Genomic DNA, 14,469 nt, shown 5'->3' on the forward strand with positions numbered 1-14,469 from the left:
CCCTGGGCGCTGACCTCGAAGCGGTTGGCCCCGCCGTTGCCGCGCACGGTGTGCGACCCGGCCCCGGTTCCCTCGACGCGGACATTCTCAACCGCATAGACGCCCACGGCCGTCCCGCCGACCGTCGCGGTTCCCGCCGCCAGATCCGTCGTGCTCGACGCCCCGCGCAGCACTGCGGTGTCGATGCCCGCGCCGCCGGAAACGATCGCTCCGGTCGCCGCGCCGCCACCGGTGAAGACCAGGGTGTCGTCGCCGTCCTCGCCATTCAGGGCGTCCCCCGCGTCGCCGCGAATGATGTCATTGCCCGCACCGCCATACATCTGGTCGATGCCCGTGCCGCCGGTGAGGGAGTCATTGCCCGCGCCGCCGTGGAGGATATCGTTGCCGCCGGCGCCGTCGAGGACGTCATCCAGGATGTCGCCGGTCAGGGTGTCGGCCCCTGCGCCGCCGGTCAGGATGATCGGAATGATCATCTCGACCCGCTGGTCGGCGAATTGCAGCCATTCGATGCCGGTCAGGGTGTCGGTGCCTTCGGGGCCGCTGACCGTCACCGTCGAGCCGTTGACCGTGATCGTGTAGGCGGACCGGGGACGCGTGTAGACCGCCGTGTCGACGCCCGTTCCGCCGGTGATGGTGTCATTACCCGCGCCGCCCGTGATCAGGTCGTCGCCACTGCCGCCATCCAGAACGTCGGCGCCCCGTTCGCCGTTCAGCACGTCATTGCCGCCCATGCCCGAGAAGCTGACGCTGTAGACCTGGCTGTCCAACGACTGGGCCGTCATGACGTTGGCGACATCGCTGCCGGTGATCGGACCGCCGTTTCCGCTGTAGCCCAGGACGACGGTGACATTCTCGATCGAGGTCAGGGCCGCCAGTCGGTTGGTTCCGACGCCATAGAAGCCGGTCGTCAGATTGACGGTCTGCTGGCCGGAGACCTGCAGCGTATCCGAACCGGATCCGCCGTCCATCAGGGCGTAGGCCCCCGTGGTCGGCACGGCGCCGGCGAAGCTGAAGGTGTCGTCGCCCTCATCGCCGTAAACGTCCGAGTTCTCGTTGGCGTAAAGGCGGTCGTTCCCCGCGCCGCCGCGCCCGACGGTGTAGAAGTCCGAGCCTGCCCCGATGGTGTCGTTGCCGTCGCCGCCGTGCAGGACCGAGCTCGAAAGCTGCGATCCATAGAGCGTGTCGTTGCCCGCCCCCGCATCCACATGGACGGTGCTGGTGTGGTTCGTCAGCATGATGGTGTCATTGCCGGAACCGGTCAGATACCGTTCCAGCCCGCTCAGCGCATAGGAGGTGCCGGAGTACTGATCGCCGAACCGCAGCGTCAGTTCCGAGCCGTACAGGCCCATCCAGATACCGAGCGTGTCCCCGCTGATATCCAGTGTGTCGGAGCCTGCCCCGCCCTGGATGACCAAACCGGCGGACCAGCCTGTCGGGAGCGGCGTTGTGGGGTTGAACACGAGGGTGTCCGAACCGTCGCCGCCGATCATGGAGACGTGGTACTCCCGGGCCGTCAGGACGTCATCGCCGCCTCCGCCATCCAGACGGGAGTTTGCGCCGCCGCTCAGATGGTCGGCATGGGCGGAGCCGAGCACTGTCTCAATGGAGACCAGCCGGTCAGATCCCATGCCGCCGCCGACGCTCTGGACCGTGGTCAGGGTCAGGTCGACGGTGACGCCGCCGGTCGCATTGCGGTAGTCGACCGTGTCGGTGCCGGCGCCGCCATCCAGGATGTCGTTGCCGGCGCTGGCGATGAGAATGTCGTTACCATCAGCGCCGAACAGATGGTCGTCCCCCGCGGTGCCCTGCAGGGTGTCTGCGCCGGGGGTGCCGACCAGGCCGGCCAGGCTCATTTCCTGATCGCTGAAGACCAGACGCTCGATGTTGGTCAGGGTGTCCACCCCGTCCGGACCGGTCACCGTCACGATCCCGCCCTGGACGGAGATGGTGTAGGCGGATCGCAGGCCCGAGAACACGGCGACGTCGTTGCCGAACCCGCCGTCCAGGATGTCGTCGCCCAGACCGCCGGTCAGGCGGTCATCGCCCTGGTCTCCGTTGAGCGTATCCTTGCCTGCGCCGCCGGAGATGACGTCATTGTCCTCGCCGCCCGACAGGGTGTCGATCCCGTCGCCGCCCGTGATGGTGTCGACCCCGTAGCCACCCTTGACGATATCGTCGCCCGCGCCGCCGTTGAGCTGGTCATTACCGCGGCCGCCGTACAGGGTGTCGTTTCCGGCGTCGCCGTTCAGGGTGTCGTTACCAACGGCGACGTTGTCGTATTCACTGCGGGTTTCAGCCCAGAGGATGTCGTTCCCGTCCCCGCCGTGCAGCACGTCCGCGCCGCCTTCGCCGGACATGAAATTGTCGGCGATGTTGCCGGTGATGATGTTGTTGAGATTGTTTCCGTAGACGCCCTGATAGACGTAGGTTCCGGTGTTTCCGAGCGAACCGATCCAGACCAGGTTCTCGACGTTCGCCGCCAGACCCGCGCTCCGCCCGCTGAGGACGATGGTGTCGATCCCCGCGTTGACGTCCTCGAAGATCGAGTCCGACGTGTATTCGTTGTCGCCGAGGTAATAGGTGTCGTCGCCTGCGCCGCCGTACAGCTGGTTGCGTCCGAAGGCTCCGCCCGTCAGCTGATCGTTGCCGTCTCCGCCGTACAGGGTGTCGGTGCCGCCGCCGCCAAACAGCCGGTCGTCGCCGTCCTCGCCATACAGGGTGTCGTTCTGGTCGTAGGAGCCGTCGGCCGGGCCGCCGTAGATGATGTCGTCGCCGCCGCCGCCGCGCAGGGTGTCCATGCCCGACCCGCCGTAGAAGGTTTCGGCCGCGGCTCCGCCCTGGTGAATGATGCCGATGTTCGTCGCCGTGTAGTAGCTGTAGGTGCTCTCGAACCAGATCGTCTCGATGTTGATCAGGGTGTCGAGCTTGCCGTCGCCCGTGCGCACATAGATGACGCCGGCCATATCCCTCCAGATATCGGTGACCAGTTCGCCGTCACCGCTGCCCGCCTGGCCCCAACCCTTGTAATATACGTCGTCCCAGTCGCCGCCGCCGTCGATACGGTCTGCGCCGGCGCCGCCCCAGAAGACGTTGCGCCCGCTGTCGCCGGTCAGCACGTCGTCGAAATTCGAACCGCGCAGATATTCAAAGCCGCTGATGGTGTCGATGCCGTCCGCGCCGGCGTCGACCACGCCCTGGTTCGCCAGCGACACCGTCACGCCGTTGGCGGCGCGGGAGTAGTCGAGTGTGTCCGTCCCATCGCCGCCGATCAGAATGTCATCGCCAGCCCCGCCGGCCAGCACGTCATTGCCGCCGCCGCCTTCGATCCGGTCGTTACCGGCCCCGCCGCGAATGGTGTCCGAGGCGACGCTGCCGATCACCACCTCGATGCCCGAGATGGTGTCCATGCCGTAGCCGGTATTCTGCGGCCCGGTGATGCTGAGATCGATGCTAAACGCATAGCTCATGAAGGTGAGGGTCAGGGTGTCGATCCCATCGCCGCCTTCGATGATGTCGTTGCCCATGCCGCCGTCGAGGAAGTCATCGCCCGCTTCGCCGCGCAGGATGTCGTCGCCGTCGCCGCCGTAGAGGCGATCACCGCCGCCGCCGCCGTAGAAGATGTCTGCCCCCCGGCCGCCGACGATCTCCTCGCCGCCCGAGCCGCCATGGACCGTGTGCCCGAAGGACCCGCCCAGGAGCAGGCGTTCGATCGACAGCAGCGAGACGGCGCCGTTGACGGCGTCGTTCATGCGGATGGTCAGCGCTGAGCCGATGTTCTCGAGATTGACGATGTCGAACCCGGAGCCGCCGTCCAGGGTGACGCCGATCATGCTGCCGCCGACATCGAGGCGGAACTGGTCGTTGCCTTCCTCGCCGTAAAGCGTGTCGCCAGTGCTGAAGATGAAGCCGTCCGCGCCCCAGCCGCCGTACATGGTGTCGGCGCCCGCGCCGCCGTGCAGGATATCGTTGCCGTCGTCGCCCCAGATCAGGTCGTTGCCGTCGTCGCCCCAGATGACGTCATCGCCGACGCCGCCGTGCAACTGGTCATTGCCGCCCCGTCCGGAAATCTGGTCATTACCGGCGTTGCCGAAGATGATGTCGTCCTGATCGGTGCCGAGAATGCCTTCGGACGCACCGGTACCTTCGTAAGTCGGCATGTTTGAATCCCCCTGAACGACAAACCGTTAGAGGAAATCGCGGGTATCCGACAACCGCAAAGGCGACGCTTGTCTGAAGATCGCGCGAAAAATTCCGGTGAGGGATCAATCCTCTCCCGTCAGGGGAATTCGCGAGCTCCCGCCTTTCCCTGTCCCGGCGTGCGGCCGGGGCAGGGGAGGGTAAGCCGGACGACTAGCGCCCGAACTTCTGGAACTTGATCCGGCTCGGGATCAGGCTGTCGGCGCCCAGGCGGCGCTTCTTGTCTTCCTCGTAGGCTTCGAAGTTCCCTTCGAACCATTCGACGTGGCTGTCGCCCTCGAAGGCCAGGATGTGGGTGGCCAGGCGGTCCAGGAACCAGCGGTCGTGGGAGATGACCACGGCGCAGCCGGCGAACTCCTCCAGGGCCTCCTCGAGGTTCTGCAGGGTCTCGATGTCCAGGTCGTTGGTCGGTTCGTCGAGCAGGATCAGGTTGCCGCCCGAGGCCAGAGTCTTGGCCAGGTGGACGCGGTTGCGCTCACCGCCGGACAGTTGGCCGACCTTCTTCTGCTGGTCGCCGCCCTTGAAGTTGAACGAGCCGACGTAGGCGCGGGAGTTAATCTCGCGCTTGCCGACCATCATGATGTCGGTGCCGCCCGAGATGGCCTGCCAGATGGTGTCGTCCGGCTTCAGGTCGTCGCGCGACTGGTCGACATAGGCCAGCTTGACGGTCTCGCCGACCTTGATGGTGCCGCCGTCGGGCTGTTCCTGGCCGGTGATCAGCTTGAACATGGTCGACTTGCCGGCGCCGTTCGGGCCGATGACGCCGACGATGCCGTTGGGCGGCAGCTTGAAGGTCAGGTTGTCGAACAGGACCTTGTCGCCATACGACTTCTGCAGGCCCTCGACCTCCAGCACGACGTTGCCGAGGCGCGGTCCCGGCGGGATCTGGATGACGGCGAAGGACTGGGCCTTGGCCGAATTTTCCTGCTCGGCGACCATCTTCTCATAGGCGGCCAGACGGGCCTTGGACTTGGCCTGACGGGCCTTGGCGCCCGAGCGGACCCATTCCAGTTCGCGGGTGAGGGCGCGCTGGCGGGCTTCCGATTCCGACTGCTCCTGCACGACGCGCTTCTGCTTGGCTTCCAGCCACGACGAGTAGTTGCCCTCGTGCGGGTGGCCGCGGCCGCGGTCCAGCTCCAGCGTCCACTTGGTGACCTGGTCCAGGAAGTAGCGATCGTGGGTGACCAGGATCACGCAGCCCGGGAAATTCTCCAGGTGGTGCTGCAGCCAGGCGACGGATTCGGCGTCCAGGTGGTTGGTCGGTTCGTCCATCAGCAGCATGTCGGGCTTCGACAGCAGCAGGCGGGCCAGGGCCACGCGGCGCTTCTCACCACCGGACAGGTTGGTGACTTCCCAGTCGTCCGGCGGGCAGCGCAGGGCGTCCATGGCCATTTCGATGCGGCTGTCGATGTCCCAGACGTCGCCGGCGTCGATCTTCTCCTGGAGGGCGGTCATCTCCTCCATCAGTTCGTCGGTGTAGTTCTCGCCCAGTTCGGCGGCCACTTCATTGAAGCGGTTGACCCACTGCTTCTCCTCACACCAGGCCTCGACGTTCTGGCGGACGTTCAGGGCGGGATCCAGCTGGGGCTCCTGCTCTAGATAGCCGCGCTTCACGCCGTCGGCCGCCTTGGCCTCGCCGCTGAACTCCTTGTCCAGCCCGGCCATGATCTTCAGCAGGGTGGACTTGCCCGAGCCGTTGACGCCGACGACGCCGATCTTGGCGTCGTTATAGAAGCTCAGCCAGATGTTCTCGAAGATCTTCTTGCCGCCGGGAAAGGCCTTGGTCAGGCCCTGCATCTGGAAAATATATTGCTGCGCCATGAGGTGCGGTGCGCCCTGTCGTTCGATCGAATGGGGAGATTGCCGCGGGATGTAGCGACCGCGCGGCTTCAGGGCAAATCACTAGGCGACGCAGGCGGCGGTTTGATGGCCGTGGACTGGCGTCCGGAGGCGGGCCGCCGCCTCCGGACGGGACGCCCTCAGGCCCCGATGCCGCCGTCGACCAGAATGCTTGTGCCGGTGATAAAGCCCGCGCCCGGTCCGGCCAGGAAGGCGACCGCCGAGGCGATGTCCTGCGGCTGGCCGAATCGGCCCAGCGGAATGCCGGCCAGCAGGCCCGCGGCGTTCGGGCCGTCGGCGGGGTTCATGTCAGTGTCGGTCGCGCCCGGCTTGACCAGATTGACAGTGATCCCCTTCGGTCCCAGCTCACGCGACAGGCCCAGGGTGAAGGCCTCCAGCGCCGACTTGGTCGCCGAGTAGACCGTCACGCCGGGGAAGGGCACGCGGTGGGCCAGCACGCTCGAGATCGAGATAATCCGGCCGCCGTCGCCGAGGTGGGGCAGGGCGGCTTTCGAGGTCAGGAAGACCCCTCGCACATTGACGTTCAGCAGGGCGTCGATCTGGTCGATGGACTGGTCGGCGAACATCGACTCGCCCGCGATGCCGGCGTTGTTCACCAGGATGTCGAGGCCGCCCAGACCGGCGACGGCGCCGTCCACGGCCTTTTGCGGGCCTTCGGTCGAGCCGGCGTCGGCCTGCACCACCACGGCCTTGCGGCCGAGGGCGCGGATCTCGGCGGCGACCGCCTCGGCCTTCTCGGCGGACTTCTCATAGGTGATGGCGACGTCGGCGCCGTCGGCGGCCAGCTGCTTGGCGATGGCGGCGCCGATGCCGCGGCTGCCGCCGGTGACGAGGGCGCGTTTGCCGGAGAGGGGGAGAGAGGCGGTCATTTCGATGATCCTTGGAAGCGGTCGCCAATCTGTATCGATTGGTACAGAATAGCTGGGACGCTTGCCTGATCCGCGCAAGGGATTATGTATCAACTATTCCAAAATAAGGTCCGGAAGCCGCCATGGCGGGACGTCCCCGCAATTTTGATCGCGACGAAGCCCTCTCCAGCGCCCTCAAGGTGTTCTGGTCGAAGGGTTATGCCGACGCGTCCCTGAGCGACCTGACCTCGGCCATGGGCATCAATGCGCCCAGCCTCTACGCCGCCTTCGGCAGCAAGGAGGATCTCTTCCGTGAGGCGGTCCGGCTCTACACTGAGACCGAGGGCGCGAGCCTGTGGGCCTCGATGCGCGACGCCCCCACGGCGCGCGAGGCCGTCGAGGGCCTGTTGCTGGCCACCGCCGCCGTCAGCGGCCAGTGCGGGCGGCCGCAGGGCTGTCTTCTGGCCCTGTCGGGCGTCAACCCCGACGCCCTGCCGGACAAGGCCTGCAGTGAGGTGAAGCAGGTGCGCACGGATTCGATGGCGTCGATGCGCGACCGGCTCGAGGCAGCGCGGGCCGCGGGCGAGATCGCCCCGACCGCCGATCCCGCCGCCATCGCCGCCTTCTACCTGACGGTCCAGCAGGGCATGACCTTCCGCGCCCGCGAAGGCGCCGGCCCCGACGAACTGAACGCCACCGCCCGCGCCGCCATGCTGGCATGGGACGGGCTGGCGGGCGTCACGCGCAACTGATCCGGGACATCGGCAATCCGCGGGATTGCGCCGTCCATTGTCTCTAATATATGTAGGCACCTACATTGTTGCGTAAGGGGCATGACATGGGCGGTCGGATGACACGACGGGGAGTGGTGGGCGCGGCCGCCGGGCTGGGTGCGCTGGGCTGGGCCGGTTCAGCACTGGCGCGTGACGGAGGCCCCGACATCGCCGCGCAACTGGACGCCGCCGTGGAGCAGGCGATCATCGATGCGGACTTCTCGGGCGCCCTGATGCTGAAGCGCGGCGACCGGATCGTCTATCAGCGCGCGGTGGGGGAGGCGGATCGCGGGTTCGGCGTGGCGAACCGCATCGACACCCGGTTCAACATCGCCTCCATCGGCAAGATGTTCACAGCCACGGCGGTGCTGCGTCTGGCGGAGCAGGGGCGGATCGATCTCGATGCCCCGATCCTGCGCTACCTGCCCGATTATCCGGCCCCCGCCATCGCCGGACAGGTCACGGCCCGTCAGCTGCTGTCCCACAGCTCCGGCGTCAGCAGCTACTGGGAAGAGATGGCGGAAAAGCCGTCCCAGGCCTTCGTCGAGACCCGCGACTTCCTGCCCCTGTTCGCCAACAAGCCGCTGGAGTTCACGCCCGGAGAGCGGACCGGCTATTCCAACGGCGGCTATGTGCTGCTGGGCCTGATCATCGAGGCCCTGACCGGCGAGGCCTACGCCGACCACATCGGGCGCACCGTTTTCCAGCCTCTGGGCATGACCGGCAGCGGCTACTGGCCGCTCGACCTCGTCGTTCCGAACCGCGCCGACGGATACACCCGCGACGAGACGACGCCCGGCGCCTGGCGCAGGAATGTCTTCGTCAACCAGTTCAGGGGCAATCCGGGCGGCGGCGGCTATTCGACCGTCCAGGACCTGTCGATCTTCATGGCCGCCCTGGCGGACGGTCGGCTGCTGTCGCCCCGCATGCAGAGGGCGGCGACCACCGGCCTGTTCGATCTGGGCCGCCTCCGTTACGGCCTCGGCGTCATGGTGGACTCCATCAACGGTCATCGCATTCTCGGCCACGACGGCGGCCACCTCGGAATCGCCGGCGAGGTCTGGCGCTATGAGGATCTCGGCTACACCTTCGCCCTGCTGAGCAATGGCGAAGTCGATGCCTACTGGGGGATGAACGTCGCGGTGAAGGACATTCTGTGCGGACCCGGCCCGGCGACGGCCGGCTATCATCTGGGCATGGCCATGACGGCGACGGCGCGGGACGACAGCGTCGCCGCCGCCCGCGCCCTGTTCGATGCGAGACCGCAAGGGGGGCGACCGCGTCTGGTCTTCGAGGTCGAGGCGGCCAAGGCGCGTCATCGCGGCAATCCCGAGGGCGCCGAGCGGATCACCCAGATCGGCGCCCTCGTTGAGGCGACGGCATGACCGATCTGAAGGGCGGCCACGGCGCGACCATCGGCGCCCAGTTGCGGCGTCTGTCCGAGCGGATCGACCGCGACGTGGGCCGGGTCTACGCCCACCTTGGCATCACCTTCGAGCAGCGGTGGTTCGGCGTCCTGAACCAGATCGTCCAGAACGGACCCATGACCGTCGGCGACCTCGCCGCCGCGCTGCGCATCACCCATGTCTCGGTCAGCCAGTCGCTGCGCTCGCTCGAGGCGGCGGGCTATGTCCGGGCGCTGCCGGATCCTCAGGACGCCCGTCGTCGTCGCCAGTCCCTGACCCCGGACGGCGAGGCCCTGGTCGCTCGCCTGACCCCTCTATGGCTGGCCATGAACCGCGAAGCCGAGGCCATCAACCGCGAGGCCGACGACGTCGCCGCCCGGCTGGAGCGTCTGGATCAGGCTCTGGATCAGCGCTCCTTCTTCGACCGGCTCAAGGCCACGGTGGAGGCTGACGATCCTCAGGCGTAGTTGAAGCTGATCGAGATGCGCTCGGTCTTCGCCGCGTTGACCGGCACCTCGTGGCGCAGCCAGCTTTCCCACATCAGGATCGTGCCGGCCTTGGGGGCCAGATAGACGAAGGGCTGTTCGGCCTCGGGCGCGTCCGGGCTGACGCCGGGCCGGGCCATCATCATCGCCAGCCGGGGATCCTCCAGCTTCAGCGCCGAGGCGCCGTCCGGCACCTCGACATAGATGGTCCCCGACAGGAAGGCGTGGGGGTGGATATGGCTGGTGTGGCCGCCGCCGGGCTTGAGGATATTGACCCAGATATTGTCCAGCCGCGGCTTGCGGGCCAGATCGAAATTCAGAGCCTTGGCATAGGCTTGCGCGTGCTTGTCGAGGTGACGCTTCAGCTCGGCGAACTCCGGCAGCCGCACCGGCAGGTCGGTCAGGGAGCCGTAGGAGGTGTAGCCGCGATAGCCGTGCGCCCTGCACCACTGACGCCCCGCCATGTCCTCGGACGCCAGCATCCGGCAGGCGTCGACCAGCTCCGCATTGAACGCCTCGAACCCCGCCGAACCGGCGAGGGAGGCTTCATAGACCTGGGTGACGAAGAGGGGGCGCAGGGACATGGGGGCTGGCATAGCTTGTCGGGGGCGGCGGGAGAAGGGCGTGTCAGACCGTCTGAGCGGCCTCTTCACCCGGACGCGGCTTCGGCTGGAACAGACTCATGACCGCCAACACTGCGATGACGTAAACCGCTCCGTAGGAGACCGTGAAAGCCAGGGCATAGCGATCCTTGGCACCCGCCGCCCGCATGATGTCATCCATGGGGACCAGCGTCCTCTGGCCAATCACTACGACGACCGCAAACGCGGCGATCCAGACCCAGAGGCGATAACGTGGAGCGAACCTCCAACGTGCGCCGTGGGCGATCTCCTGCCCGATGCCGGCGAACAGCAGAACAAGAGCAACTCCGTCCCATGGGATGACACGTGTCGCGGCAAACCCGCTTAGCGTCAGGGCGAGAAGGGCGACAAGCGAACTGAAAGGTTCGGAGAAAAGCAGCCCTGACATCGGGGTCACGAACATCCCGAAGACGCAGATCAGGGCGCAAAACATCAGGACGGAGAGCGTCGCGACTGTCCCCGCTCTCGATTGAATAAACGTCCGGCTCATCACTTCCATCTCTGATGCACGGCGGCGCGGGCCCCTCCGCACCCTACCACTCCAGCCTCGCTTCCCCCCGCAGGATCGCCTCCGCCTCCGCCGAGTGCTTCGCCCCGCCGCGCTCGTGCAGCCTCAGCGGCGGCAACAGCCTCAGCGGCGCCTTGCCGGTCTTGATGGCCTGCACCAGCACCCGCTTGGCGGGCTCATCCGCGAACGAATGCACCGGGCGGATCGAGAACGACCCCGCCGTCTCGCCCAGCCCCGCCAGCAGGTCGGCCAGTCGGTCGGCGCGGTGGATGACCACGATCCTCCCGCCCTCGCGCACCGACTTCAGCAGGAATTTCGTCCAGGCCCCCAGCCCGTCGTCGGCCATCCAGGCGCCGGTCTTGCCGGGGGCGGGCGCGCGCAGGGCGCCGGGGTCGTCGAAGAAGGGCGGGTTCGACACCGCCCGGTCGAACACCGGCAGGTCCAGCGCCCGGAAGCCCTTGGCCACATCGCCCTCGACCACCACGGCGTCCGCCGCGTTCAGTTCCGCATTGCGCCGCGCCAGCGCCGCCATGGCCGGATCGCGCTCCAGCCCGGTCAGGCTGACGCCCGGCCGCCGTGCGGCGATCTGCATCAGCACCGCGCCCGCGCCGCAGCCGGCCTCGATCACCCGTTCGCCCGGCGCCGCGTCACAGGCGGCGGCCAGCAGGGCGGCGTCCATTCCGGCGCGATAGCCCTTCGCCGGCTGCAGGAAGCGGACACGCCCCCCGAGAAGCCCGTTCTCGACGATTTCCGATGCAGATTCAGTTGCGGATGTGACGGTCACGCGGCTTGACCCCTGTTGGCCCGATCACCATTGTGCGCCGCATCGTCGCCGGGCAAGGCGGCGACCGGATTTTCCGGCGCGATCCTTCCGCCGCGCCCCGCCTGAACGAGTATTCCCTTGGACGCTGTCACCGTCGCCGAGATCCGCCGCAAGGGGGAAGTGGAGCCGTTGATCCGGCTGTCGCGCGACGACATGGCCGTGGTCGACGCCCTGATCGTCGAGCGGATGCAGTCCGACGTGCCGGTGATTCCGCTGCTGGCCGATCACATCGTGGCGGCGGGCGGCAAGCGCCTGCGTCCGCTGCTGGCCGTGGCCGCCGCCCGCGCCGCCGGCGCCCCGAACGGCATGGACGCCCCGGTGCGTCTGGCCGCCTCGGTCGAGTTCATCCACACCGCCACCCTGCTGCACGACGACATCGTCGACGCCTCGGACCTGCGCCGGGGCAAGGTGGCCGCCCACCTGATCTGGGGCGCTCCGTCCAGCGTGCTGGTCGGCGACTTCTTGTTCGCCCGCGCCTTCGAACTGATGGTCGAGACCGGCCAGATGCGCGCCCTGGGCATCCTCGCCACCGCCTCGGCGGTGATCTCCGAGGGTGAGGTGCTGCAGCTGACCCGCGCCCATGATCTGGGTCTGGATCAGGACACCTATCTGAAGATCATCTCGGCCAAGACCGCCGAACTGTTCGCCGCCGCCGCCGAATCCGGCGCCGTGGGGGCAGGGGCCTCCGAGGAACAGGTGAAGGCCCTGCGCGACTATGGCCTGAACCTGGGTCTGGCGTTCCAGCTGGCGGACGACGCCCTGGACTACGGTGGTCAGGCCGAGGCGCTGGGCAAGAACACCGGCGATGACTTCCGCGAAGGCAAGGTCACTTTGCCGCTGCTGCTCGCCGCCGCCCGGACGAAGGGCCACGACGACGGCTTCTGGGAGCGCACCATCAACAAGGGCGACCGCCGCGAGGACGACTTCGCCCGCGCCCGTGAGCTGGTGCTGGGCGCCGGCGCCGTCGCCGCCACCCTCGACGTGGCCTGGGACTACGCCGACAAGGCGCGCGACGCCCTGTCGGTCCTGCCGGACAGCGAGTGGAAGACCGCGCTGGAGCTGCTGGCCGATTTCGCCGTCAGCCGGGTGGCCTGAAGCGCGTCCCGAAACCCTGCCGCTGACAGGGTTTTGGCTATTTCCCCACCGTGAGGCTGTGCTAGAGCGCTGCAACCGGTCGGCTTGAGTCTTCGTTCAAGACTTGCGCCACCGACGCCGTCGCCGTACGGCAAGGATTGAGACAACAGCCGCCATGGCGGCATCAGAAGGCAGAGACACCATGTCCGACACCCTGGAACGCGTCCGCAAGATCGTCATCGACCACCTGGACGCCGATCCGGACAAGGTCACCGAAAAGGCCAGCTTCATCGACGACCTGGGCGCCGACTCGCTCGACAACGTCGAACTGGTCATGGCCTTCGAGGAAGAGTTCGACATCGAGATCCCGGATGACGCCGCCGAGCACATCCAGACCGTCGGCGACGCCGTGAAGTTCATCGACGAGAAGCTGGCGGGCTAAGCCCCGACGGTTCTTTCGAACGGTAAAGAAGCCGCCGCGCAGTCCCTGCGCGGCGGCTTTTCCATGCGCGCCACACGCCGCCCGTCCTGAGCGCGGTCGGGGCGGGAGTTGAGGCCCTCCGTTCCGGATTTTTTCCGCTTGTGGTTTATCGATAAATCAAAAAGGAAGATCGCAGACGTCGGGTGTTCCTGATGTCGCCCCGAGGTCGGTCGCGCGTCCCTTCAACGCCGGCCGGCCTCTTCCAGTTTTCCGGCGCCTTCCATGACATCCGATCTCCGACCCGCGCGGCTCGCGACCCGACTGGCCTTTCTGGCGGGGGGCTACGGTCTGGCCGGCTGGGCGCCGCTGGTGCCCTTCGCCAAGGCGCGGCTGGGCATTGATGAGGGGATGCTGGGCCTGCTTCTGCTCTGCCTCGGCGTCGGATCGGTTCTGGCCATGGGGCTGACCGGTGTGCTCAGCGCCAGACACGGTCCGCGGCCGATCATCGTGGTCAGCGGCCTGCTGATGGCCCCCGCCACGCCCTTCCTCGCGATCGCCGACACGCCGCTGACCCTCGGCCTCGCCCTGTTCGTCTTCGGCGCGGGACTGGGGTCGCTGGATGTGGCCATGAACATCCACGCCGTCGAGGTGGAGAGGGGCGGCGACCGGCCCCTGATGTCCGGCTTCCACGCCCTGTTCAGCATCGGCGGCTTCGCGGGCGCGGGGGTTGTGACCCTCCTGCTGTCGCTTGGCCTGTCGCCCCTGATCTGCGCCCTGACCAGCGCCGGCGTCGTCGCGGTCGCCGTCCTGCTCGCCTGGCCGCGTCTGATGGTGTCCGCTCCGGCCGAGGAGGGGGCGCCCCTGTTCGCCGTCCCGCGCGGCGTCGTTCTGCTGCTGGCCCTGCTGGCGGCGTCCACCTTCCTGACCGAGGGGGCGATCCTGGACTGGAGCGCCCTGCTGCTGACCGGCGCCGGTCTGGTCCCGCTGTCTCAGGGCGGCGTCGGCTACATCGTCTTCGCCCTGGCCATGACGACCGGTCGTCTGGTCGGCGATGCGGTCACGGCGCGGATCGGTGATTTCAGCACCCTGTTCTGGGGCGGGATCGTCGCGCTCGCCGGTTTCGCCCTGCTGCTGCTTGTCCCTGTTCCGGTTCTGGCGATCAGCGGCTTCGTCCTGATCGGGCTGGGCGCGTCCAACATCGTCCCGGTCCTGTTCCGCCTGGCGGGCGCGCAGAAGGCCATGCCGTCCGGTCTGGCCGTCGCGGCCATCACCACCACCGGCTACGCAGGCATTCTGGTCGGCCCGGCGGGCGTCGGCGCCGTGGCCCATGTGATCGGCCTGCCCGCGGCCTTCTGGTGTCTGGCCGTGCTTCTGGCGCTGGTCCCGCTCTTCGCCCGCGCCGTGACGACATCGCGTCAGGGGGGCTAGTCTGG

At 67.6% G+C, this 14,469-nt stretch carries 12 protein-coding genes; 6 read left to right on the plus strand and 6 right to left on the minus strand.

Annotated elements, in window-relative coordinates:
* From ACFQQC_RS12225 to ACFQQC_RS12235, 3 genes are all read right to left on the minus strand, one after another.
* A partial coding sequence (locus tag ACFQQC_RS12225) for a beta strand repeat-containing protein (protein WP_376862688.1) occupies positions 1-4,157 on the minus strand: 4,157 nt, incomplete at its 3' end.
* Between the two features lie 193 nt (positions 4,158-4,350).
* Positions 4,351-6,018, minus strand: a complete 1,668-nt coding sequence (ettA, locus tag ACFQQC_RS12230) for an energy-dependent translational throttle protein EttA (protein ID WP_376862690.1) — start codon at positions 6,016-6,018, stop codon at positions 4,351-4,353.
* Positions 6,019-6,176: 158 nt separating this feature from the next.
* The gene (locus tag ACFQQC_RS12235; protein ID WP_376862691.1) at positions 6,177-6,926 is read right to left on the minus strand and encodes a 3-oxoacyl-ACP reductase family protein; all 750 of its coding nucleotides are present in this window, start codon (positions 6,924-6,926) and stop codon (positions 6,177-6,179) included.
* 122 nt (positions 6,927-7,048) lie between these two features.
* Between ACFQQC_RS12235 and ACFQQC_RS12240 the strand changes: the two genes are divergently transcribed.
* The 3 genes from ACFQQC_RS12240 (at position 7,049) to ACFQQC_RS12250 (ending at position 9,551) form a co-directional block, all read left to right on the plus strand.
* Complete coding sequence (locus ACFQQC_RS12240) at positions 7,049-7,657, plus strand: TetR/AcrR family transcriptional regulator (protein ID WP_376862692.1); 609 nt, start codon at positions 7,049-7,051, stop codon at positions 7,655-7,657.
* Positions 7,658-7,755: 98 nt separating this feature from the next.
* Positions 7,756-9,063, plus strand: a complete 1,308-nt coding sequence (locus ACFQQC_RS12245) for a serine hydrolase domain-containing protein (protein WP_376862693.1) — start codon at positions 7,756-7,758, stop codon at positions 9,061-9,063.
* On the plus strand, positions 9,060-9,551 hold the full coding sequence (locus tag ACFQQC_RS12250) for a MarR family winged helix-turn-helix transcriptional regulator (RefSeq protein ID WP_376862694.1): 492 nt from the start codon (positions 9,060-9,062) through the stop codon (positions 9,549-9,551). Before ACFQQC_RS12245 ends, ACFQQC_RS12250 begins: the two co-directional genes overlap by 4 nt.
* Here the strand turns inward: ACFQQC_RS12250 and ACFQQC_RS12255 are convergent.
* Genes ACFQQC_RS12255 through ACFQQC_RS12265 form a run of 3 tightly spaced genes read right to left on the minus strand, consistent with a single transcriptional unit; the run spans position 9,542 to position 11,502 of the window.
* On the minus strand, positions 9,542-10,153 hold the full coding sequence (locus ACFQQC_RS12255) for a TIGR02466 family protein (protein WP_376862695.1): 612 nt from the start codon (positions 10,151-10,153) through the stop codon (positions 9,542-9,544). The genes ACFQQC_RS12250 and ACFQQC_RS12255 overlap by 10 nt on opposite strands.
* 43 nt (positions 10,154-10,196) lie before the next feature.
* Entirely contained in the window at positions 10,197-10,700 is a 504-nt protein-coding gene (locus ACFQQC_RS12260; RefSeq protein ID WP_376862696.1) for a hypothetical protein, read from the minus strand.
* 43 nt (positions 10,701-10,743) lie between these two features.
* Positions 10,744-11,502: a tRNA1(Val) (adenine(37)-N6)-methyltransferase gene (locus tag ACFQQC_RS12265; protein WP_376862697.1), complete on the minus strand. Its 759-nt coding sequence runs from the start codon at positions 11,500-11,502 to the stop codon at positions 10,744-10,746.
* A 117-nt stretch (positions 11,503-11,619) separates the two neighbouring features.
* On the opposite strand from ACFQQC_RS12265, the gene ACFQQC_RS12270 reads away from it, so the two are divergent.
* From ACFQQC_RS12270 to ACFQQC_RS12280, 3 genes are all read left to right on the plus strand, one after another.
* On the plus strand, positions 11,620-12,636 hold the full coding sequence (locus ACFQQC_RS12270) for a polyprenyl synthetase family protein (protein WP_376862698.1): 1,017 nt from the start codon (positions 11,620-11,622) through the stop codon (positions 12,634-12,636).
* Positions 12,637-12,817: 181 nt separating this feature from the next.
* Positions 12,818-13,057 carry an acyl carrier protein gene (locus ACFQQC_RS12275; protein ID WP_092312098.1) on the plus strand — a complete coding sequence of 80 codons (240 nt, stop codon included), beginning with the start codon at positions 12,818-12,820 and terminating at the stop codon, positions 13,055-13,057.
* Between the two features lie 261 nt (positions 13,058-13,318).
* The gene (locus ACFQQC_RS12280; RefSeq protein WP_376862699.1) at positions 13,319-14,464 is read left to right on the plus strand and encodes an MFS transporter; all 1,146 of its coding nucleotides are present in this window, start codon (positions 13,319-13,321) and stop codon (positions 14,462-14,464) included.
* The last annotated feature ends 5 nt before the right edge of the window (positions 14,465-14,469 follow it).

This window comes from Brevundimonas sp. GCM10030266, assembly GCF_042666595.1.
GTDB lineage: Bacteria > Pseudomonadota > Alphaproteobacteria > Caulobacterales > Caulobacteraceae > Brevundimonas.